Annotated in this window: 21 protein-coding genes; 4 read left to right on the top strand and 17 right to left on the bottom strand. The window is 72.2% G+C overall.

What is annotated here, in order from left to right; translation table 11 throughout:
- Nucleotides 1-258: 258 nt before the first annotated feature.
- Entirely contained in the window at nucleotides 259-543 is a 285-nt protein-coding gene (locus JK364_RS37525; RefSeq protein ID WP_044580366.1) for a hypothetical protein, read from the top strand.
- A complete protein-coding gene (locus JK364_RS37530) occupies nucleotides 540-830 on the top strand; it encodes a hypothetical protein (protein WP_201855878.1) in 291 nt (96 codons plus the stop codon). Before JK364_RS37525 ends, JK364_RS37530 begins: the two co-directional genes overlap by 4 nt.
- A gap of 45 nt (nucleotides 831-875) precedes the next feature.
- On the opposite strand, the gene JK364_RS37535 is transcribed toward JK364_RS37530, so the two are convergent.
- From JK364_RS37535 to JK364_RS37585, 11 genes are all read right to left on the bottom strand, one after another.
- Nucleotides 876-1835, bottom strand: a complete 960-nt coding sequence (locus JK364_RS37535; RefSeq protein WP_201855879.1) for an alpha/beta hydrolase family protein — start codon at nucleotides 1833-1835, stop codon at nucleotides 876-878.
- Between the two features lie 265 nt (nucleotides 1836-2100).
- Complete coding sequence (locus JK364_RS37540; RefSeq protein ID WP_201855880.1) at nucleotides 2101-2370, bottom strand: hypothetical protein; 270 nt, start codon at nucleotides 2368-2370, stop codon at nucleotides 2101-2103.
- Between the two features lie 149 nt (nucleotides 2371-2519).
- Nucleotides 2520-3083: an HD domain-containing protein gene (locus tag JK364_RS37545; RefSeq protein WP_201855881.1), complete on the bottom strand. Its 564-nt coding sequence runs from the start codon at nucleotides 3081-3083 to the stop codon at nucleotides 2520-2522.
- Entirely contained in the window at nucleotides 3080-3910 is an 831-nt protein-coding gene (locus tag JK364_RS37550; protein ID WP_201855882.1) for an inositol monophosphatase family protein, read from the bottom strand. Before JK364_RS37550 ends, JK364_RS37545 begins: the two co-directional genes overlap by 4 nt.
- Nucleotides 3907-5184, bottom strand: a complete 1278-nt coding sequence (locus tag JK364_RS37555) for an alpha-D-ribose 1-methylphosphonate 5-triphosphate diphosphatase (protein WP_201855883.1) — start codon at nucleotides 5182-5184, stop codon at nucleotides 3907-3909. Before JK364_RS37555 ends, JK364_RS37550 begins: the two co-directional genes overlap by 4 nt.
- Entirely contained in the window at nucleotides 5181-5942 is a 762-nt protein-coding gene (locus JK364_RS37560; RefSeq protein ID WP_201855884.1) for an ATP-binding cassette domain-containing protein, read from the bottom strand. Before JK364_RS37560 ends, JK364_RS37555 begins: the two co-directional genes overlap by 4 nt.
- Nucleotides 5943-5947: 5 nt before the next feature.
- A complete protein-coding gene (locus JK364_RS37565) occupies nucleotides 5948-7846 on the bottom strand; it encodes an alpha-D-ribose 1-methylphosphonate 5-phosphate C-P-lyase PhnJ (protein ID WP_201855885.1) in 1899 nt (632 codons plus the stop codon).
- Nucleotides 7843-8964, bottom strand: coding sequence for a carbon-phosphorus lyase complex subunit PhnI (locus JK364_RS37570; RefSeq protein WP_201855886.1), 1122 nt, complete (start codon nucleotides 8962-8964; stop codon nucleotides 7843-7845). The genes JK364_RS37565 and JK364_RS37570 overlap by 4 nt, the downstream gene beginning before the upstream one ends.
- Complete coding sequence (gene phnH, locus JK364_RS37575; RefSeq protein ID WP_201855887.1) at nucleotides 8964-9728, bottom strand: phosphonate C-P lyase system protein PhnH; 765 nt, start codon at nucleotides 9726-9728, stop codon at nucleotides 8964-8966. The genes JK364_RS37570 and phnH overlap by 1 nt, the downstream gene beginning before the upstream one ends.
- On the bottom strand, nucleotides 9725-10147 hold the full coding sequence (gene phnG / locus JK364_RS37580) for a phosphonate C-P lyase system protein PhnG (protein ID WP_201855888.1): 423 nt from the start codon (nucleotides 10145-10147) through the stop codon (nucleotides 9725-9727). The genes phnH and phnG overlap by 4 nt, the downstream gene beginning before the upstream one ends.
- 25 nt (nucleotides 10148-10172) lie before the next feature.
- Nucleotides 10173-10937 carry a GntR family transcriptional regulator gene (locus JK364_RS37585; RefSeq protein WP_201855889.1) on the bottom strand — a complete coding sequence of 255 codons (765 nt, stop codon included), beginning with the start codon at nucleotides 10935-10937 and terminating at the stop codon, nucleotides 10173-10175.
- A gap of 222 nt (nucleotides 10938-11159) precedes the next feature.
- Here JK364_RS37585 and JK364_RS37590 point away from each other — a divergent pair, with 222 nt between their 5' ends.
- Complete coding sequence (locus tag JK364_RS37590) at nucleotides 11160-12140, top strand: formylglycine-generating enzyme family protein (RefSeq protein WP_201855890.1); 981 nt, start codon at nucleotides 11160-11162, stop codon at nucleotides 12138-12140.
- 114 nt (nucleotides 12141-12254) lie between these two features.
- Nucleotides 12255-14522, top strand: coding sequence for an arylsulfatase (locus tag JK364_RS37595; protein WP_201855891.1), 2268 nt, complete (start codon nucleotides 12255-12257; stop codon nucleotides 14520-14522).
- Nucleotides 14523-14595: 73 nt separating this feature from the next.
- On the opposite strand, the gene JK364_RS37600 is transcribed toward JK364_RS37595, so the two are convergent.
- Genes JK364_RS37600 through JK364_RS37625 form a run of 6 tightly spaced genes read right to left on the bottom strand, consistent with a single transcriptional unit; the run spans nucleotide 14596 to nucleotide 20655 of the window.
- Nucleotides 14596-15384 (bottom strand): SDR family NAD(P)-dependent oxidoreductase, encoded by a 789-nt coding sequence (locus tag JK364_RS37600; protein WP_230993103.1) that lies wholly within the window; start codon nucleotides 15382-15384, stop codon nucleotides 14596-14598.
- Nucleotides 15385-15401: 17 nt separating this feature from the next.
- Nucleotides 15402-16895 carry an aldehyde dehydrogenase family protein gene (locus JK364_RS37605; RefSeq protein ID WP_201855892.1) on the bottom strand — a complete coding sequence of 498 codons (1494 nt, stop codon included), beginning with the start codon at nucleotides 16893-16895 and terminating at the stop codon, nucleotides 15402-15404.
- A gap of 5 nt (nucleotides 16896-16900) precedes the next feature.
- Nucleotides 16901-17773: an ATP-binding cassette domain-containing protein gene (locus JK364_RS37610; protein ID WP_201855893.1), complete on the bottom strand. Its 873-nt coding sequence runs from the start codon at nucleotides 17771-17773 to the stop codon at nucleotides 16901-16903.
- Complete coding sequence (locus JK364_RS37615) at nucleotides 17766-18833, bottom strand: ABC transporter ATP-binding protein (RefSeq protein WP_201855894.1); 1068 nt, start codon at nucleotides 18831-18833, stop codon at nucleotides 17766-17768. The genes JK364_RS37610 and JK364_RS37615 overlap by 8 nt, the downstream gene beginning before the upstream one ends.
- Nucleotides 18830-19708: an ABC transporter permease gene (locus tag JK364_RS37620; protein ID WP_201855895.1), complete on the bottom strand. Its 879-nt coding sequence runs from the start codon at nucleotides 19706-19708 to the stop codon at nucleotides 18830-18832. The genes JK364_RS37615 and JK364_RS37620 overlap by 4 nt, the downstream gene beginning before the upstream one ends.
- Nucleotides 19705-20655 carry an ABC transporter permease gene (locus JK364_RS37625; RefSeq protein ID WP_201855896.1) on the bottom strand — a complete coding sequence of 317 codons (951 nt, stop codon included), beginning with the start codon at nucleotides 20653-20655 and terminating at the stop codon, nucleotides 19705-19707. The genes JK364_RS37620 and JK364_RS37625 overlap by 4 nt, the downstream gene beginning before the upstream one ends.
- Nucleotides 20656-20670 lie beyond the last annotated feature (15 nt).

Here is a 20670-nt window from a genome sequence, read left to right on the forward strand (position 1 = left end):
GCCGCGGTGGTACGGGGCCGCTGTCTCCCCTGCGGGCGAACGGTGGCCGGGGCCGCCCGGGCCATACGGTGGCGCGGCCGAGCCGCCCGGCGGGGGAGTGGCCCACCGGCTGCATCAACGGTCAAGGGGCCCACCGGCTACCCTGATCTCCCACTACGCCCCATAGAGCACGCGTCCTGCGAGAGAATGACCCGAGCGACGGCGCCTCGACCGGGGGCCGCCGACCGTCGCACCCGATGCGGGAAAGGGAACTCGGAGATGAGCGCACAGCCCGAACACCCCACCGACCGCAGGATCCCGGCAATCCCGAACACGATCAACGGCATCGGCGACGCGCTGACCGGAGCGAACCGGGCCCAGTTCTACGCCGAGGTGCTGGCCGCCGAGGAGGAGACCGTTCCGGGCGTCATGCGCAAGTGGTGGAAGGCGGCCATGCTCGACCGCGCCCCCGGCGCCGCGGAGAGCCGCTCCAACGCCGCAGCCGGCACCCGCCTGGTCTCCGTGGACGACCTCGCCGACCGGCTGGAGGGAATCACCCGATGAACCCCCGGCCGCGCGGCGGCTGGAGGGCGTGGACCGAGGAGATCCCCGCCCAGACGCTGCTCGACATGCCACCGGACCTCTCCAAGAAGGTCGTGAACTTCCTGAGCGCGCTCGCTCTCGAGGTCGGCGGCGCGATCGACCGCGACCGACAGCCCCCCGGCGATCCCATGGACGACCTGGGTGCCCGGTACAGCCTGCAGATCGGCGGCGAGCCGGTCGTCTTCGAATACGTCGTCCTCCCCGAACTCCGGGAGATCCGCGTCCCCGTATTGGTCTGGTTCCGCTGACCTTCCGCAGTGGGTCCGGGGCTGACGCGGGCCGTCCCCCCCGGTCTACTTCGATTCCACTCGTCCGAGCGGGCTGGGGTCGGCCGCCAGCGCGTCGCACGCCGTCTGCCACGCGGAATCCCCGGGGTTGAGCTGTGTGCGGAGGTAGGCCGTGGTGAGCCGCTGGACCGCGGACACGCGCTCGGGGCTTTCGTCGGTGGTCTCGGCGACGTCGTAGCCGGAGACCCCGCCGAGCCCGTGCTCCGCGTCGAACAGCGTGAGCAGGGACTTGGGGCCGGGGGAGAGGAGGTACGGATCGGTGTGCCACTCCGGGCCCCGGACCGTCAGGTGGGCAGACGCGTCCTTGTCCCCGGCGACCACGAGCGCGGGCGCGGTCATCTTGGCGAAGTCCGTGGTCAGGAAGAAGGGAAAGTTCTCGGCCGTGGACTCGGTGAGGGCGTCGCCGCCCCTGCCGGGCACGGCGAGCAGCACACCCGCCGTGATCCGGGGCTCGGCCAGGTTCACTTCCGTTCCGTCGTCCGGATCGGTGAGCCGGGCGCCCAGCAGCAGGCTCGCGGTGTGCCCGCCCATCGAGTGCCCGGCCACGGCCACCTTGCTCCGGTCGACGCGCCCGAGGAGCTGCGGAACGGCGGCCTCGATCACATCGAGCTGGTCGAGGACGCGCATCATGTCCTCGGCCCGCGATCGCCAGAACAGCGGCGCGCCAGGGGTGTTGGGGTCCAGGGTCAGCGTCCGCGAGCTCAGATGGGTGGGCTGGATCACGACAAAGCCGTGTGCGGCCCAGAAGTTGGCGAGCGGGGCGTATCCGTTCAGTGAGGAGAGGTGGTTCGAGTAGCCCTGGCCGTGCGAGAGGAGGATGACCGGCAGGCCGCTCCCGGTCACGGGCGCGGAGACGCGCACTTCCAGGTCCACGGCCCGGCCGGGCGCCGGCAGCGCCACCGGGCTGACCGAGAGGACGGGAGCGGTCGAGCCGAAGGTGTGGGCCGCGTATGTCGATTCACTCATGAGGTGCGTATGTCCCTTCAATGGCCTCTGCCGCCGGTCTTGTCCGGCGGGGGCGGGTGAGGCGATCAGGAGCGTCCGGCTTCGGACGGCGCCGAAAACGGATCGTCGTTCCGATTAATGTACGGAGCGGCGTTCCGTTTTGTCAAAGCGGTTGACCGTGAAGCGGCTCAGACGGCCATCCACGTGGACGCGCGGCTCGACCGCTTCTCGCGCCCCGGTGCCCTGACCGGGGTGTTCCAGGGTCCACTGCTCAGGGTGCGCGTCCTCATCGCGTCACCCGGCGGTTTCCCACGCTCGCGAACAGGGCCCAGCCGTCCAGCTCCCGCCTCGTGGGATCGTCGGGGCACCGTCCTGCCGGGGCCGCTCCGGAACGCGATGCGCAGTTCACCCTCGCCCGGAACAGCCGGAGGACGAGGGTTTCGCAGCACTCCGTGTGCCGTCCGTCGTCCAGTGTGCGGTGGGTGTGGCGCAGGGACCACAGAAAGGTGTCCCCGCCGACGACCAGCCGTCGGGCCTTCCTGTCGTCGCGCGCCATCCGCAGATGCTAGCCGCAGGGTCCCGTGGGCAGCAGCGCATTTCCTCGGGGAGCCGGGGGAGCGGGGGAGCGGGGGCGTATCGCTCCGGAGAGCATGTGCGCGGCGTCCGGGGGCAGGCCGCTCGGCCTGCCCCCGGACGCAATCACCCTCAGCCCCGCCGCGCCGTCACGCAGCGGGCGTGGGCCGCCAGGAGGGCCGGCATGGCGAGTCGCGGGCCGTCCGGGTCCTTGGCCGCGTCGTCCCAGCGGCGCAGCGCGACCGCGTCCGTGGCCAGCGGATGGGCCGCGAACTCCGCCACCTCGCGCTCGTCCATCGGGCCGCCCTGGACCTTCAGGGACGCGACCGACGCCGGGCTGAGCAGGGCGTGGTACGCCGCGTCGGTCGCCACCAGATAGCGCTTGGCCGGTACGTGCTGCGCGATGACCCACGCCGCCCGTTCGCCCACCCGGCGGCGGGCGAACTCGGCGCCCGCCACCTCGTGCGGCAGACCCGGGTGTTCGGCCCGGACCGGGCGGGCCCGGCCGATGTCGTGCAGCGCGGCGGCCACCACCAGTTCGTCGTCCGCGCCCGCGTCCATCGCCAGCCACGCCGTCTGGAGCGCGTGTGTCCGCTGGTCGACGGCCTCCCCGCCGTACGGCAGGCCCGCGAGGCCGTCGACGAGCGCGGTCAGTTCCTCGCTCGTCAGCGGGTCGAGGGGGATACGGGTGGTCATCGGTCCTCCGTTCCGCGGATGGTCTCCGCCAGTTCCTCCGCGAGCCGCGGCGTGGCCGCGACCACACCCGACCAGCGGCGAGTGAGATCGGGGTCGATCTCCAGCGGACGGCCGTGCACATCGATCACCGCGCCGCCCGCCGCGGGGACGGTCACCATCGCGGCCGCCAGGTCCACGATCCGGTGGGTGTCGGAGCCGGCGTCCGCGAACGCGTCCGTCGACCCCTCGGCCACCAGCACCGCTTCCAGGCAACTCGTGGACAGGATGCGGATCCTGGCCGCCCGCGTCGCCACCCGCCACCATGCGTCGGCGATGTGCGGCTGCGGCCGCAGCAGACTCACCGCGGCGCCGTCCAGCTCCGTACGGCCGTTCGTGCGGTACGGCGACGGCTGACCCGCCACCGTGTGCCAGCAGCGCCCGGTGTCCAGCCAGGACGTCAGCGCCTCGGTCGGCACACCGTCCACCGCGATGACACCCGCGAACGCGGACAGCGGGACCCCCGAGGCGGCGTTCGCCGTGCCGTCCACCGGGTCGGTGACCAGGGTGACGGCGGACCCGTTGTCGATGCTGCCCAGTTCCTCGCTGAGCAGATTGATCCGGTGGGCGTTCACGACCTCCGCGATCGCGGTGTCCACCAGGATGTCCAGCCGCATGGTGGGCGTACCGTCCGCGCCGACCTGCACCTTCTCGGCCAGCTGGGCCCGGTCGTACGCCTCGCGCGCGGCGCGGAACGCGTCCGTGGCGGCGCGGGTCGCCGCGGCCAGCACCGGGTGGACACCGGTCGGCAGGTGCGGTTCCGGCACCGGCCAGGGGATCCGGCCGCTCATGCCGCGTCACCTCCCGAGCGCGTTCCCGAGCCCGATGCCGAGTCGGCGTCCGACTCCGCGCGCAGGACAGCCGCCACGACGGGCCAGGGGCGGCCCGGTTCGGCCAGCACCAAGTCGGCCCGCAGCCCCGCCTCGAGACGGCCGCGGTCCGGGAGACCGGCGACGTCCGCCGCGCCGCCGGTGACCAGGCCGACCGCCGCGGGCAGCGGCGCCAGCCCGTCCTCGGCGAGCAGCAGCGCCGCCGAGAGCAGCCCCGACGGCAGGTAGTCGGAGGCGAGCGCGGTGACCAGGCCGCGCCCGACCAGCTCGCGGCCGGAGGCGTTGCCGTTGTGCGAGTGGCCGCGCAGCACGTTGGGCGCGCCCATCACCGTCGGCATGCCGTGCTCGTACGCCGCCTCCGCGGCGGCCACCGTGGTGGGGAACTCCGCCACCGTGCCACCCCGCATCCGCAGTTCCTCGATCTCCTTCGCCGAGCTGGGGTCGTGGCCGAGCAGCCGGATGCGGCCCGCGCGGGCCTGCTCGCCGAGCCAGTCCAGCGCCTCCTCGCGGACGTCGAGCCGGCCGTCCCGGTCCTCGATCAGCCGGTCCACGTAGCCGCGGGCCTCGTCCTCGGTGACCCCGCGGGTGCCGACGAGATACCGCTCGTAGTAGCCGCGGTCCGCGTACTGCCCCTGGCCTGGGGTGTGATCCTCGTGCGACACCAGGACCGGCCCGCGGGCGGCGCCACCGATGTCCTCCAGCCGCTGCCGCAGCCCGGCCAGGCCCTCCGGGCAGCGGACGTCCAGCCGGTGCAGGATCCGGTGGTCCACCAGGCCGTCGCCGCCGCGGCTCTCCACGGCCGCGCAGATCCGCCGCGCGTTCTCCAGGGTGCGGCGCATGCCGCGCCCGCCGCTCTCCTCGAACGCCGCGCCGTGGTACGCCGTGGTGACACCGGCCGCGCGCAGCTTGCCCTCGAAGGACAACAGCGCGAATTCCAGGGGCAGTTCGGCCCCGGGGCGCGGCAGCATCTCCTTCTCCAGACCGTCGCTGTGCACATCCACCAGACCGGGCAGACACAGCATCCCCTGGCCGTCGACGTCGGCCGCCACACCGGCCGGGTGCGGTGCGACCTCCGCGATCCTGCCGTCCCGGACCGCGACCAGCGCGTCGTCCAGCACCCGGTCCGGCAGCACCGCCCGCACGTGCCCCAGCACGTAGTCCCGGGGCGGGCCGCCCAGCGTCCAGCCCTGGGCCGGCGCCTCGGCCGGCCCCCTGCTCACCAGGCCCGTGCTCATGCCGCTGCCTCCAACATCTGTTCCGGCGCGCCCTGCCGGGCGATCCGGCCGTCGCCGACGAACACCACCCGGGACGCCAGCCGCCGGATGGCGTCCATGTCGTGGAAGACGGCGAGGACGGCGACACCCTGCCCCGCCAGTGAGTCGACCAGCTCCAGCGCGGCCTCCCGGTTGGCCGGGTCCAGCGCGGAGACCGGCTCGTCGAGCAGCAGCAGCCGGGGCGGCTGCACCGTGCCCGCGGCGAGGTTCACCCGCTGGCGCTCACCGCCGGAGAGGACACCGCAGTCCACGTCCCACAGCGTCTCGTCGAGGTTCAGCCGGCGCAGCGCGGCCGCGGCGGCCTCCCGCGCCTCGCCCCGGTCGAGCCCGCGCCGCCGGGCGGTCGCGGCGACCACCTCCAGCGGGCCGGTGCGCGGCGGGGCGGCCAGGAACTGCGATACGTAGCCGAACTCACGGCCGCGCAGCCGGGCCATCCGCCGGTCGGGCAGCGCGGTCAGCTCGACCGTCCCGGCCGCCGTGCGCAGCCTTACGGAGCCGGAGTCGGGCAGGTAGGTGCGGTACACACAGCGCAGCAGCGAGGACTTGCCCGCACCGCTGGGGCCCGCGAGGGCGACGTGCTCGCCGGTGTGCACATCGAGGTCGACACCGCGCAGCGACGGGACGGTCCGCCCGTCGATGCTGTGCAGGGTGAAGGACTTGTACAGGGCGCGGACGGTGAGGACCGGGTCCTCCGCGCGATCGGTGGGGGTGGTGTTCACCGGGCTCACCTCCGGGCGGCGGCGACGAGCCGCTGGGTGTAGGGGTGGTGGGGGTCGTGGAAGAGCTGGTCGGTCAGGCCGCGTTCGACGACCCGGCCCGTCTGCATGACCAGCGTGCGGTCGGTCAGCGCCTCGATCACGGAGAAGTCGTGGCTGACGACCACGGCGGCGACGTCCCGCTCGGAGAGCAGGCTCCGCAGCAGATCGAGCACACCGGCGGCCACGGAGGCGTCCAGACCGGTGGTGGGCTCGTCGAGCAGCAGCACCGGCGGCTCGGTGGCCAGGGCCTTGGCGATCTGCACCCGCTGCCGCATACCGCCGGAGAAGGTGTGCACCGGGTCGTCCATGCGGGACAGCGGCACCTCGACCCGGTCCAGCAGCTCCGCCGCGCGGCGCCGGATGGCGTGATAGCCGCGCCAGCCCGCCGCGGTCAGCCGCTCGGCGATGTTGCCACCGGCGGAGACCCGCAGGTCGAGTCCGGCGGCCGGGTCCTGGTAGACCACGGCCATCGAGTCGATCCGCAGCCGCCGCCGTACGGCCGCGGGCAGCGCGAGCACTTCGGACGCGCCGCCGTCCACCGAGGCGAGGTGGACCTGTCCGGCCGTGGCGGGCTCGTCGCCGATGACGCAGCGCAGCACGGTGGACTTGCCGGAGCCCGACTCGCCGATGAGGCCCAGGGCCTCGCCCGGCGCCACGTCGAAGGAGACGTCCCAGGCGGCCACCACCGCACCGGTCGACGGGCTGATCGCGGTGGAGTGCTCGGGACCCGTGCCGGGCACGGCCGACGCGCCGCCCGCGCCGTGCACCTTGCCGATGCCGTCGACGCGCAGGGCCCACTCGGGGCCATCGGCCCGGGTCCCACGGGCGGGCGCGGGCGTGTCGTCCGCCGCGGCGGTACGGGCCGCGGGCGTGTCGTCCGCCGCGGCGGTACCGGCCGTGGGCGTGTCGCGGCGTCCCGCGCGGGCCCGTGGATCGGGGAGCAGGGCCAGCGGCGCGCGCTCCCGGTGGGCGGCGGTGTCGGCGTCCCCCGCCTGGACCCGGGCGCACCACTCGGTGTCGCTGCAGGCGAAGGCGCCCTCGGTGCCCGAGTTGACGAGGTAGACGTCGCCGCTGCCGCAGAACTTGCAGCGCCCGCCCGGCTCGTGCTCGACCTCGAACGGCACATCGTCGAAGGTGAGGGGCCGGACCTCGGTGTGCGGGGGCACCGCATAGATGCGCTTCTCGCGGCCCGCGCCGAAGAGGTTGAGGTGCGCGGCCTCGTCCAGCCGGGGCACGTCCCAGCGCGGAATGGGGCTGGTCGCCATCACATAGCGGCCGCCGACCAGCACCGGATAGCCGGTGCTCGCGGTGATCATGCCGTTGCGGACGATGTCCTCGTACAGGCTGACCCACATCGCGGAGTAGTCGCCCTCGGCGTGCATCCGCGCGCACTCGGCCACCGACTTCTGCACACCGCGCAGCGGCTCGGGCACCGGCACCTGGTACACCAGCACATGGCCGGCGCCCAGGGCCTCCTCGGGGATGCGGTGGCGGGTCTGCACGACCGTGGCCTCCCGCGTGTCGGCTGACTCGTCGCACCCGGTGGTCTGCGCGATCATCCGGCGCAGATTGGTGGCGTTGACCCCGGCGTCGTCGCCCTGGTCGATCACCTTCACCGTGTCGTCGGCGCCGATCACCCCCAGGGTGACCTGGAGCCCGCCCGAACCCCAGCCGCGCGCCACCGGCATCTCCCGGGAGCCGAACGGGACCTGGTAGCCGGGTACGCAGACCGCGGCCAGCGCGGACCGGCGGATCTCCCGCTTGGCGTCCTCGTCGAGGATCCCGGCGGGTGGCCTGCCCGCGTCCGCCTCGGCGACGAGCGCGCCGATCCCGGTCGCCCGCGGTGTGTCGTACGCCGTGCTCATCGGCATTCCTTTCCGGCGGGCTCGGCGGCCCGTGCGGGCGGTTCCTCTCCCGCCTCGGCGGCGGCCCGCATGGCTTGCTTGCGCTCGGCCATCGAGCGGAAGGTGACGTAGTGGGGGAGCTTCAGGTGTTCCAGGAAGCCACCCGAGTCGAGGCCGTCGAGGGTGAGCAGCAGCAGCTGCTCCAGCGGCCCGCTGCGGCCGAACCGGCGGTTGGCGATGTCCAGGTTGGCCATGGCGATCGCCTTGCGCTCGTTGTGTCCGAAGCACAGGCCGTAGCCGATGTCGAAGCGCGTACGGTCCTCCTCCGCGCCGTCCAGGTCCTCGATGGCCTCGGCCTCGGTGACCCGGAACTCGCCGACGGTGACGGGGTTTCCGGTGTGCGGGTGGCGGACGCGCAGCGGCAGCCGGCCGTGGCGCAGGTCGCCCAGGGTGATCTCGTGTACGTCGCCGTCCGGCCCGAGGATCGAGCGGTACCACAGCGCCACCAGCGCACCGGACTCGGAGCGGGCCATGGCGGCCAGGACGGCCGACCGGTCGGCGGGCGGCCGGGCGGGCTTGCGGGTGATGTCGTGCGGCTCCGGATCGTCGGCGGTCCGTCCGTCGGCGACCAGGTCCATCTTGCGGAGCAGGTCGAGGAACCGGCGGGGACTGCGCTGGTCCTCGGTGCGGACTGTGCCGTTCGCGGTGTCCGTGGCCCGGGGCGACGGCTCGGGCGGGCCGTCGGGCCGCTCCAGCAGCCGGCCGGTGTAGTCGGAGGTGCGGCCGAGCAGCTGCGGGCCGTCGGGCTCGCGGAACGCCGGGACGATGCGGCGCAGCACGGTCATCTCGTCCGGGTCGACGGGTTCGCTGACCGCCAGCCGCGGCAGGGTGGACCGCTGCGCGCGCAGCAGGTGCGACGCCTCCAGGGTGTCCCCCTCGGCCTGCCGGAAGGCGTCGGCCGCGGTGGGCTCGTCGTACAGACCGGCCTCGCCCATCACCCGGTCGACGGCCAGCCGGAAACGGGCCGTGATCTGCTCGGTGGACGCCCAGGTCGCGGGCGCGTGGTCGCGCTTGCGGCGGACCAGGTCCTCGGCGGCGAGGATGGCCTCGAGTCCGCCACGTGCTCCCGAGTACCCCATCAGTCCTCCTCCTCGGCCACGGCATCGGTCGCGGCATCGGTCGCGGCACCGGCCATGGCATCGGTCGTGGCATCGGTCGCGTCGTCCACGGCACCGGCCAGGATCGCGGCGTCGGCCAGGATCGCGGCATTGGCCACGATCGTGACGGTCGTGCTGCGCGGCAGGCCCATGACGCGGCCGTCGGGCGTGGCCAGCAGCAGATCGACCCCCGCCGGGAAACCGCCGACGGCCTCGGCGCGCGCCGCCACGAACCCGTCCGGCACGCCCCGCGGGGCGATGTCCCGTTCACCCGGTACGCCGGGCCCGGACAGCCGCCAGGCCGACGCACCGCCCTCCAGCGCGGCCACCGGCAGACACAGCACGGCGCCGTCCTCCGGCGCCTCGGCGGTGCCCCGCGCCAGCCGCGGGATCTCCTCCGCCGCGACGGGCCGTACGGCGGCGGCGAGCCGGGCCTTCTCCAGCGGCACCGCGGGCGCGTTGGTGGCCACGCTCACCACGTCCGACCAGCGCCGCGAGCCGTCCTCCTCCAGGATGTGGACACCGGTGCCGAGGTCCGCGAGCGCGAGGACCGGCAGCAGCGCGGACGGCACCACGCCGAGGGCGTCCGAGGGGAACCGGGTCACCGTGCCCGGCCGCGCCAGGGCATCCAGCACGGCGCGGAAGACGCCCTGTGCCTGGGCGGGGCGCAGCTTGGCCGCGGTCACCAGCTCCGCGGTCCCCGCGGCGTCCGCGGCGGGTGGGGGAACCATCTCCAGGGCGGTCACGTCAGCTCCTCGAATTCGACGACGGTCGGGGCGAGCTCCGCCCACTCCTGGTCCTCCCGCCGCTCCCGGCGTGTCGCGATCCGTTCGCACAGCGCGTCGATCTCGGCGGTCCGGGGGCGGCCGGACTGCGCCTCGGCGTCGAGCACCGCGGCGGCCAGCGCGGCGGCGCGGTCGTCCCCGAGGCGCATGGCCCAGCCGCGGTGGCCGGCGAGCTCCACCTCGGCCCGGCAGGCCAGGACGTCACCGAGCAGGAAGCGCTGCTCCAGGACCGGCTCGCGGACCTGCGCGGTCACACAACCGACCTCGGGCCCCACCAGCACCCGTACCCGCGCGCCGTCGGCGATGCAGGCATCGGCCAGTTCGATCAGTTCGGCCCTCTCGGCCTCGGCCAGCAGGGCACAGCGATGCTCCCTGCTCATGACGTATGTCACCACTTCTCCTGGTTCATTGCGGTGTGACAACTCTGTGCGGTGTGACGGCCACGTCGGCGACGGCCCCGCGGTCGTCGAGCTCGACCACGACACGGACGGCGTCGGCGCGGGTCCAGGTACGGCTGCACATCAGGACGTCGCCGATCGCCTCGTCCCGGCTGACGCTCTCCACCAGCCAGGCGGGCTGGCTGCTCTCCATGCGCAGGACGCGCAGGACCTCCGCCGGTGGGACGTCGATGCTGACCCGGCACCAGGCCCGCGTCGGCCGCACCCGCACCGTCTGGCGGAGCACCTGGTCGACGGAGTCGACGGCGTGCAGGGCCAGGTCCAGATGGGGCACCTCGTCCACCGGGATCCACTCATGGACCCAGGAGGCGAGGAGGTCGTCGATGTAGAACTCGCGCACCACCTCGTGCACCCGCGAGCCGGCCGGCCGCTCGAACCTGTCCGCCAGGGCGGCGGGCAGGGGGATCGTGCGCACCGACTTGACCAGGGCCCGGGGTGTGGCGCCCGCCGCGGCGATCGTGGCGGACCACGACGGCGGGACGCTGCGCGAGATGACGTAGTCGATCCGCCGGTTGACGAAGGTGCCCGACCCCTGGGTCCGGCGGACGACGAACCGGCGCTCCAATTCCTGAACGGCCGCCCGTGCGGCGGCCCGACCCACGCCGAACCGCCGGGCGATCTCGGCCTCGCTGGCCACCCGTGTGCCATGGGCGCACTCGGCCAGCTCGGCGGACAACCGCTCCGCGATCTCCAGATACCTGGTCGCACTCACATCGGGAACTGTGATCGGCCCACTCGTCCGGACAACCTGCCGACGGCCAACGAGTCCGAACCGGGAACGTGAACAACCGGGACAGTTGTTTCGCGATGCGAGCGGGCCGTACCGGCGCCCGCCCCTGCCGCCCCTGCCGCCGGTCGAGGCGGGCGCGGCGGGTCGTACGCTCGAGCCGACGGAGAATGTGTGGTCAGCCGGGTGAGAGCGGTCGGAGGAGCGATGTCAGGCGCATGTTGTGCCCCCACGTCCGGGGGCGGCGAGGAGATTCCCGAAGCGTCCGCCGTGCGGGTCCGGGCCCCGGAGCGGGACCGGGCGCAGGGGCTGCGCGCCATGCTGCGCATCCCCGGAGGGGCGTTTCGGATGGGGGGTGACGACGCCGACGCGTTTCCCGAGGACGGTGAGGGCCCGGTCCGGGAGGTGCGGCTGTCACCGTTCCTCATCGACGCGACCGCCGTCACCAACAGGCAGTTCGCGACGTTCACACGCAGCAGCGGCTACCGGACCGACGCCGAGCGCTACGGCTGGTCCTTCGTGTTCTACGCACTCGTCCACCCCGACGCCCGGCGGATGGTGCGCGACGGCACGGTGGCGGAGGCGCCCTGGTGGCTCGCGGTCGACGGGGCGTGCTGGCGGGCTCCCTACGGGCCGGGGTCGTCATGGACCGAGCTGTCGAACCACCCCGTCGTCCACGTCTCCTGGCGCGACGCTTCCGCCTACGCGGCGTGGGCGGGCAAGCGGCTGCCCACGGAGGCGGAGTGGGAGATGGCGGCGCGTGGCGGTCTGGAGCGCTCCCGTTACCCCTGGGGGGATGAGCTCCTGCCTCGGGGACAGCACCGCTGCAACATTTGGCAGGGGCAGTTCCCGCAGGTCAACACCGGTGAGGACGGGCATCTGGGAACCGCGCCGGTCAAGTCCTACCGAGCCAACAACTTCGGCCTGTACAACACGTCGGGCAATGTGTGGGAATGGTGCTCCGACTGGTGGAGCACCACATGGCAGGTGGCCGACCGCCCGGAGACCCGCCGGGACCCGGCCGGACCTCCCACCGGGGAGGCGAAGGTGATCCGCGGCGGCTCCTACCTGTGCCACGCGTCGTACTGCAACCGCTACCGCGTCGCCGCGCGCACATCCAACACACCGGACAGCAGCACCGGGCACATGGGGTTCCGCTGCGCCGCGGATCCGCCCCCGGCCCGCTGACGGCACCTTGGTTGACACCGCTACGGGAGCAGGTGAAACTTACACGGCATACTGGTAAGACCAGTTAACTGGAGCGTCCGCGGATCGAAATGTCCACGCCAAGGAGCGTCCTGGATGACCAACGCCTCTCCTCATTCGCCGTCCACGCACGGTGCTTTCCAAGGCAAGATCGGCACCACCTACGAGGAGTCGACTCCCTGGTGGCCCGAGCAGCAGACGCTTCCCGAGGACACGCCGAACGTCGTGGTCATCGTGCTCGACGATGTCGGCTTCTCCGATCTCGGCTGCTTCGGCTCGGACATCGACACCCCCGCCATGGACGCCCTCGCCACCGGCGGCCTGCGCTACGCGAACTTCCACACCACCACGCTGTGTTCGCCGACCCGTGCCTCCCTGCTGACCGGCCGGAACCACCACTCCGTCGGCATGCGGATGCTGTCCAACTTCGACACCGGCTTCCCCAGCGGCCGGGGACGGATCACCACGGCCGCCGCGACGCTGCCCGAGGTGCTGCGCGACAACGGCTTCAACACCATGGCCGTCGGCAAGTGGCATCTGGCGCCGATGGAGCAGACCACCCCGTCCGGCCCGTACACCCAGTGGCCGCTGTCGCGCGGGTTCGAGCGCTACTACGGATTCCTGGAAGCGGAGACGGACAGCTTCCATCCGGAGCTGTTCTACGACAACCACGCGGTGGATCCGCCGAAGACCCCGGAAGAGGGCTATCACCTCAGTGAGGACCTGGTCGACCGGTCGATCGAATTCGTCCGCGACCAGACGTCGGTCACTCCCGAGAAGCCCTTCTTCCTGTATCTGGCGTTCGGCGCGGCACACGCCCCGCACCAGGCTCCCCAGGAATACCTGGACAAGTACCGGGGCCGGTTCGACCACGGCTGGGACGCCGAGCGCGCCACCCGGCACGCCCGCCAGATCGAACGGGGCATCCTGCCGCCCGGCACCGAACTGGCGCCGCGCAACCCCGGGGTCGTGCCCTTCGACGAGCTGTCGGACGACGAGAGGAAGCTGTCCGTACGCCTCCAGGAGGCGTACGCGGCGATGCTCGACCACACCGACCACCACATCGGCCGGCTCATGGAGTTCCTGGAGCGGATAGGCCAGATGGAGAACACCATCACCATCCTGCTCTCGGACAACGGGGCCAGCCAGGAAGGCGGGCAGAAGGGTTCGCTCAACCCCACCGCGTTCCAGAACGGCATCGCCGAGGACCTCGGGGAGATGGTCGCGCGGATCGATGACATCGGCACCACACGCGCTCACGGCAACTACCCCTGGGGCTGGGCACAGGCGGGCAACACCCCGTTCAAGCGCTACAAGCAGAACACCCACGAAGGCGGCGTCCGCTGTCCGCTCATCGTGCGGTGGCCCCGGGGGCTGCCGCGCACCGGCGAGGTCAGGCAGCAGTTCCACCATGTCAACGACATCATGCCGACCCTCTTCGACGTGCTCGGTGTGCGGGCGCCCGAGGTCTACAACGGCATCCCGCAGCTGCCGGTCCACGGTGTGAGCATGGCCTACACCTTCGGCTCGCCGGCCGCGCCGACGCGCAAGGAGGCCCAGTACTTCGAGATGTTCGGGCACCGCGCGATCTGGCACGACGGCTGGAAGGCCGTCGCCTTCCACCAGCGCGGCACGTCGTTCGACGACGACCAGTGGGAGCTGTACCACCACGACACCGACTTCTCGGAGTGCGACGACCTGGCGCGGGAACGGCCCGAGCAGCTGCAGAAGATGATCGCCCGCTTCTGGGTGGAGGCGGGGAAGTACGATGTGCTGCCGCTGGACGACAACGGGTTCGCCTACCGGGCGAAGATTCCGCGTCCCGGCTCGCCGCGCAGGCGCACCACCTTCACCTACTACCCCGGCATGGCCCATCTGCCCATCGCCGCGGTGCCACCGGTGATGAACCGCGCGCACCGCATCACCGCGTACGTCGACCGGGCCGCCGCGTCGGACGAGGGTGTCCTGGTGTCCCTGGGCAACATCAGCAGCGGTTACGTCCTGTACGTCAAGGACAACCGGCTGGTCTACGAGTACAACTTCCTCGGCACCCGGTACACGGTGACCTCGGAGGAGGAACTCCCCACCGGCCCGGCCGAGTTGAGCTTCGAATTCGTCAAGACCGCCGACATGCGGGGCACCGGACACCTGTACGTCTCGGGAAGGCCGGTCGGCACCGAGGCCATTCCGCGGGTCCTCCCGCACTTCCTGGGATGGCAGGGCATGGACATCGGGCGGGACACTCTGTCGCCCTCCTCGCCCAGCTATGACGGCGAATTCGCGTTCACCGGAGGGTTCGAGAAGGTCGTGTTCACGGTCGCCCCGGACGAAGCGGGCACCGTGCCCTTCGAGCGCATCGACTGATCCGGCCCCTGACGGCTTCAGGCCCCTCTCCCGAGGTCTGGGGAGAGGGGCCTGAAACATATGCGGCAGCCGGTCAGCTGGGCGGCGTATAGCGTCCGTCGATCGCAGTCCAGCCTCCGTCCACGAAGAGCTGGCTCCCCGTGACGAAGGAGGACGCGTCCGAGGCGAGGTAGACGACGGCGCCGGCCAACTCGTCGGCCCGGGACCAGCGGCCCAGGGCGCTCTTGCTGGCGTAGGCCTCCGACCACTCCGGCACGGCCCGGATCTGCGCGGTCAGCGGTGTGTCCACGACGCCCGGGGCGATGGTGTTCACCCGCACGCCCGACGGGCCCAGCTCGGCGGCCGCGGTCCGCAGCAGCTGGACGAGGCCGGCCTTCGTGGCCGCGTACACCCCCTGGCCCGGCTCGACGGACACCGCGCGGATCGAGCTGAAGCCGATGATGCTTCCCCTGCCGCGTTCGGCCATGCCCCGGCCGAACGCCCGCACCAGGTCGAAGGACGCGCGCAGATTGAGTGCCACGACCCGCTCGAATTCCTCCGCCGTGTAGTCGAGGAGGGGCTTGCGCACGTTCGTCGCGGCCGTGAAGACGAGCACGTCGACGGATCCGATCTCCTCGCCGGCCCGCGCGACCGCCTCGCCGTCGAGCACGTCGAGGGCGTACGCGACAAGGTCCGGCCCCATGGACGCCGTCTCCTCGGCCGCCGTCAGATCACGGTCGGCACACACCACCGTGGCGCCGTGCGCGGCGAGCGCCAGGGCGCTCTCGCGGCCGATTCCGCTGCCCGCGCCCACCACGACGGCCTTGCGGCCGTCGAGCCTGAACAGGCGGGAGTAAGCGTCCAGCGCATCGGTGTGGTCCATTGCTCGCACTGTGGTCCTCACGGCTTCTTTGTGGTCGGGCGAATCACTGCCATACGGGTGACGGTGAGCTCTTCGATGGCGAACCTCGGACCCTCCCGTCCGGCCCCGGAGTCCTTCACACCGCCGTACGGCATGACATCGGACCGGAATCCGGGAACCTCGTTGATGACCACTCCGCCCACCTCCAGGCGGTCCAGAGCGGTGAACGCGGTGTCGAGGGCGCTGGTGTAGACGCTCGCGTGGAGTCCGTAGCGCGAGTCGTTGACCAGGTCGAGGGCGGTGTCCAGATCGGGGACGGACCGTACCGCGACCACGGGGGCGAAGACCTCCTCGTGCCAGACGGGGAGGGCGCGGTCCACGTCGAGCAGCACGGTGGGCTCGATCACCCCGTCGCTGACGCCGCCTCCGGCGACGAGCGAGGCCCCCGCCTTCACCGCCTCGTCCAGCCACGCGCGGACCCGCTCGGTCGACCGTTCGTCGATGAGTGCAGAGACGCGCGTCGCCGGATCGCGGGGATCGCCCACGGCCACCTCGGCCACCCGCTCCGTCAGGCGGGCCATGAACTCCTCGCGCACCGCGTCCACCACGATGACCCGCTGCACGCTGATGCACGCCTGGCCCGACGCGTAGTACCCGCCGCGCACCACCGCGTCGGCGGCGGCGTCGAGGTCGGCGTCGGCGGCCACCACCAGGGCGGCGTTGGAGCCGAGTTCGAGCAGCACCTTGGTGGGTGCCGCGTCCCGGGCGATCCGATGGCCCACGGCGGCGGAACCGGTGAAGGACACCGCACCGATCCGGCGGTCGGTGGTCAGCGCGACACCCACCTCGGGGCCCCCGGTCACCAACTGGACCGCGGCTTGCGGCGCGTCGGCGGCGGCGAGGGCCTCGCGGAGGAGGTGCACCAGCCACAGGGTGGCCAGCGGCGTCTGCGGGGCGGGCTTGACGATGACCGGGCAGCCGGCGGCCAGGGACGGCGCGACCTTGTGCGCGGCGAGCAGCAGCGGGTAGTTGAAGCCCGCGATGCCCACCACCACGCCGATCGGCTTACGGGTCCAGAAGCCGAGCAGCCCCTCGCCCGACGGCAGCAGGTCCAGCGGCACGGTTTCCCCGTGCAGCCGGGCCACTTCCTCGGCCGCCGTCAGCAGTGTCAGCAGAGTGCGGTCCACCTCGACACGGCAGTCGACCAGCGGCTTTCCGGTCTCCAGGACCAGCAGCCGCTCGAAGTCCGCGCGTCGGGAGGCGATGGCCTCGTGCGTGGCGAGCAGTGCCGCCCTGCGGGTGTGCGAGGGGAGCCGTCCGACCCGCTCGCGCATCGCGAGGGCGGCGTCCACCGCCTGGTGTGCGAGACCGGTGTCCCCGACGGGGGCATGGGCGACGAACGTCCCGTCGTAGGGAAAGCGGACGTCCTCGGTGACGGGTGCCTCGACCCAGTGGTCCCCGATGGGAAGACCCTCGGGAAACTCCCTCACCACGGGGGATTCGCCGGCGGCGGGTTTGACGTGGGTGGTCACGGTCGTTACTCCCGGTTGAGGTCGGCCGCCGACACTCCGGACAATGCCTTGCCCAGCGTCGGAACGGCGGCGATCAGCCTGCGTGTGTAGGAATGCTGTGGGTCCTCGTACACCTGCTCAGTGGACCCGGTCTCCACGATCTGCCCGGCGTGCATGACCGCGACCCGGTCGCACACATGGCGGACCACGGAGAGGTCATGGGAGACGAAGACCAGTGTGAGGGACAGCTCGTCGACGAGGTCGGCGATGAGGTTGAGCACCTGGGCCCGTACGGACACGTCCAGGGCGCTCACCGGCTCGTCGGCCACGATGATCTTCGGCCGGGGGGCGAGGGCGCGCGCGATCGAGATGCGCTGCCGCTGGCCGCCGGAGAACTGGTGCGGATACCGGTTCGCCGCGTCGGCCCGCAGGCCGACGGCCTCGAGCAACTCGGCCACCCGCTCCCGGCGGTTCCCATGCCCCTGCGCCACCAGCGGCTCGGCCACGATGTCGCCCACGCGCATGCGAGGGTCCAGCGAACTCATCGGGTCCTGGAACACGAGCTGGAGCCGCTCGCGGACGAACTTCAGCTGTCTCTCCCGGAGCCCGGTGATGTCCCGGCCGTCGATCGCGACGCTGCCACCCGTGGGGCGGTCGAGCCCGGCCAGGATCCGCAGCAGGGTCGACTTCCCGCACCCCGACTCGCCCACGATGCCGAACCGCTGCCCCTGGGGGATGGCGAAGCCGACGCCGCGCAGGGCGTGCACCGGCGGGCTGGGGTGGCGCAGTGAGGTACGTGGCCGTTGGTAGACGCGCGTGACGTCGCGGACGCTGATGGCGTCCACGGGGCCGGTCCGCGGCTCGGGTGCGAGCGGGGCGCTGGTCTGCTGCTCAGCCACGGCCGGCCTCCTGGTTCGTGGGGGTGCCGGTCCCGTGCGCGCCGCTCTCGGGCACCGGGTGGAAGCAGGCGTAGCCGGAGTCCGGCCCGGTCGGAACCCATTCCGGTCTGGTGGCGCACACCTCGGTCGCCTGGGCGCATCTGTTTCTGAACACGCATCCGGCGGGGAACTGCCCCGCCGCCGGAACGGACCCGGGGATCGTGGCCAGCCGACCGCGGTCGTCGACCATGGTCAGATCCGACGCGCCGATCAGGCCCTGGGTGTAGCGGTGGCGGGGCCGGGTGAACACCTCCCGGACCGGGCCGGACTCGACCAGCCGCCCGCCGTACATCACCATGACCCGCTCGCAGGCCGTGGCCACCACGGCCAGGTCGTGGGTGATGAAGAGCATGGCCGACCTGCGGTCCTGGACGCCGCGCACGATCAGGTCGAGCACCCGCGCCTGCACCGTGACGTCGAGCGCGGTGGTGGGTTCGTCGCAGACCAGGAGCGAGGGGTCGTTCGCGAGGGCGATGGCCAGCACCACCCGCTGCCGCTGGCCCCCCGAGAACTGGTGCGGATAGGCCTGTGCGGCGGCCTCGGGGTCGGGGAGCCCCACCTGGGCGAGGAGTTCCACGGCGGCGGCGTGGGCGGACGCGCGGTCCGGCCTGGTCCGGTGGATCAGCAGCACCTCGGCGATCTGCCGCCCGACCTTCATGGTGGGGTTCAGGGCGGTCATGGGCTCCTGGAAGACCATGGCGAGCTCCTTGCCCCGCACCCGGGACATCCGCGCCTCGTCGGCACCCACCAGGTCGTGGCCGACTCCGGCGAGCCGCACCGAACCCGAGGCGCGGAGCCCCTCGGGAAGCAGGCCCATGACGCTCAGCGCGGTCAGCGACTTGCCAGAGCCCGACTCACCGATCAGGCCGACCCGTTCGCCGGCCCGGATGGTGAAGTCGACATCTTCGACGAGCGTGCGGCCGCCCACCGCGACGTCGAGGTTCCGCACGGTCAGCACATCATCGCGGCCCTCGGAGGAGCCCGGTCCGGAGGCCGGTGCCGTGTCAGGTGCCGGGATCATCGGTGGTCCTCCAGCTTGGGGTCGAAACGGTCGCGCAGGCCGTCACCGAGCAGGTTGAATCCGAGCACCGCCACCGCGATCGCGACGCCCGGGAACACGGCGAGCCGGGGGGCGATCGACAGCAGCTCCTGACTCTCCTGCAGCATCCGGCCCCAGGACGGGGTCGGGGGCGGGGTTCCGAAGCCCAGGAAGGACAGCGCGGCTTCGGCGAGTACGGCGATGGCGAAACCGACCGACGCCTGCACGATGACGAGACTGCTGACGTTGGGCAGGACATGCCGCACGGCGATCGCGAACGGCCCACGGCCCGCCGCCCGCGCGGCGATGACGTACTCGGTCTTCATGACCTGCAATGTGCCGCCGCGGATCAGCCGGGCGAAGTGGGGGATGGACGCGATGCCGATGGCGACCATCGCGACCAGCGTGCCGGCGCCGTACACGGCCGCGAACATGATGGCCAGCAGGAGCGCCGGGAAGGCGAGAAGCAGGTCGTTGCCGCGCATCAGCAGCTCGCCGAACCAGCCGGGCGCCATTCCGGCGACGATGCCGAGGGGCACGCCGATCAGGGCGGCGACTCCCACCGCCACGAAGCCGACGAACAGCGTGGTGCGCGAGCCCATCAGGATCTGGCTGAACACATCGCGGCCGAATTTGTCCGTGCCGAACCAGTAGTCGGGCGACGGCTCCTGCAGCCGCACCGAGGGATCCACCAGGGTCGGGTCGTGCGGGGTCCATACGAAGGACAGCAGCGCCATGCCGATCACGACCGCGACGATGAGACCGCCCACCAGGAGGCTGCCCGTGACCGGGCGGCGCCGACGGCGCTCCGCGGGTACCGCGGACGCGACGGTGGCTTCGATGTCCGGAGCACTCATGACGTGCCTCCCCTGAGCCGTGGGTCGATCAGCAGATAGACCATGTCCACCAGGAAGTTCACGAGCAGCACCGCCATTGCGATGATCATGACCACGTCCTGCACCACGATGAGGTCCCGGTTGGCGACGCTGTCCAGCAGCAGGCTGCCGAGCCCGGGGATGACGAAGACCCGTTCGATGACGACGGAGCCCACCAGCAGCGTGGCGAGCTGCAGGGCCAGGACGGTGACCACGGGCACCGCCGCGTTCCGCAGTCCGTGCCGCAGCAGCGCCCGCGTCGGGCGAAGTCCCTTGGCGCGAGCGGTGCGCAGATAGTCCTCCCGGAGGACGTCGAGCACGGCGCTGCGGACATAGCGGGTGAGCACCGCGGCCTGCACGATGCCGAGGGACAGCGCGGGCATCACCAGCTGTTTGAGGAACAGGACCGGGTCCTGCACCGGAGGTGTCCAGCCGTTCGCCGGCAGCCATCCGAGCCCCACCGCGAACACGGTGATCAGGAGGATGCCGGCGAGGAAGGCCGGGATGGCCACGCCGACTTGGGACAGGGCCGAGAGAAGGAGCCCGGACGGCTTGCGGTGCCGCACGGCCATGAGCGTGCCCATGGGGAGGGCCAGGAGGCAGGCGATCACCATGCCGGTGCCGACGAGCCACAGGGTGACCTGGAGGCGGTCGGCGAGCTGCGGGCCGATCGGCGCGTGGGAGATGTAGGAGTTCCCCGGGTCGAAGGTCACCAGCCCGTGTATCCAGCTGAAGTACTGGGCCACGAGAGACCGGTCGAGCCCGAACTGCTCGCGCAGTTGCGCCACCGCCGAGTCCGACGCGCTGGTTCCGAGGGCGACGCGGGCCGGATCCCCTGGCAGCACCGCCATGAACGCGAACACCAATACGGAGCTCACGACCAGGCTGGCCAGGAGGATCCCGATCCGCTGCACCAGACGGACGATCATTGGTTCAGACCGCCT

The sequence above is a fragment of the Streptomyces endocoffeicus genome (genome assembly GCF_016741935.1).
Classification (GTDB): Bacteria; Actinomycetota; Actinomycetes; order Streptomycetales; family Streptomycetaceae; genus Streptomyces; species Streptomyces endocoffeicus.

What these genes read in the sequence shown, in the direction of transcription:
- JK364_RS37595 (WP_201855891.1), top strand. Translation starts at nt 12,255, where the DNA reads ATGACCAACGCCTCTCCTCATTCGCCGTCCACGCACGGTGCTTTCCAA.
- JK364_RS37550 (WP_201855882.1), bottom strand. Translation starts at nt 3,910, where the DNA reads ATGAGCGGCCGGATCCCCTGGCCGGTGCCGGAACCGCACCTGCCGACC.
- JK364_RS37565 (WP_201855885.1), bottom strand. Translation starts at nt 7,846, where the DNA reads ATGAGCACGGCGTACGACACACCGCGGGCGACCGGGATCGGCGCGCTC.
- JK364_RS37530 (WP_201855878.1), top strand. Translation starts at nt 540, where the DNA reads ATGAACCCCCGGCCGCGCGGCGGCTGGAGGGCGTGGACCGAGGAGATC.
- JK364_RS37525 (WP_044580366.1), top strand. Translation starts at nt 259, where the DNA reads ATGAGCGCACAGCCCGAACACCCCACCGACCGCAGGATCCCGGCAATC.
- JK364_RS37545 (WP_201855881.1), bottom strand. Translation starts at nt 3,083, where the DNA reads ATGACCACCCGTATCCCCCTCGACCCGCTGACGAGCGAGGAACTGACC.
- JK364_RS37615 (WP_201855894.1), bottom strand. Translation starts at nt 18,833, where the DNA reads ATGATCCCGGCACCTGACACGGCACCGGCCTCCGGACCGGGCTCCTCC.
- JK364_RS37555 (WP_201855883.1), bottom strand. Translation starts at nt 5,184, where the DNA reads ATGAGCACGGGCCTGGTGAGCAGGGGGCCGGCCGAGGCGCCGGCCCAG.
- JK364_RS37600 (WP_230993103.1), bottom strand. Translation starts at nt 15,384, where the DNA reads ATGGACCACACCGATGCGCTGGACGCTTACTCCCGCCTGTTCAGGCTC.
- JK364_RS37540 (WP_201855880.1), bottom strand. Translation starts at nt 2,370, where the DNA reads ATGGCGCGCGACGACAGGAAGGCCCGACGGCTGGTCGTCGGCGGGGAC.
- JK364_RS37570 (WP_201855886.1), bottom strand. Translation starts at nt 8,964, where the DNA reads ATGGGGTACTCGGGAGCACGTGGCGGACTCGAGGCCATCCTCGCCGCC.
- JK364_RS37625 (WP_201855896.1), bottom strand. Translation starts at nt 20,655, where the DNA reads ATGATCGTCCGTCTGGTGCAGCGGATCGGGATCCTCCTGGCCAGCCTG.
- JK364_RS37535 (WP_201855879.1), bottom strand. Translation starts at nt 1,835, where the DNA reads ATGAGTGAATCGACATACGCGGCCCACACCTTCGGCTCGACCGCTCCC.
- JK364_RS37620 (WP_201855895.1), bottom strand. Translation starts at nt 19,708, where the DNA reads ATGAGTGCTCCGGACATCGAAGCCACCGTCGCGTCCGCGGTACCCGCG.
- JK364_RS37590 (WP_201855890.1), top strand. Translation starts at nt 11,160, where the DNA reads ATGTCAGGCGCATGTTGTGCCCCCACGTCCGGGGGCGGCGAGGAGATT.
- phnG (WP_201855888.1), bottom strand. Translation starts at nt 10,147, where the DNA reads ATGAGCAGGGAGCATCGCTGTGCCCTGCTGGCCGAGGCCGAGAGGGCC.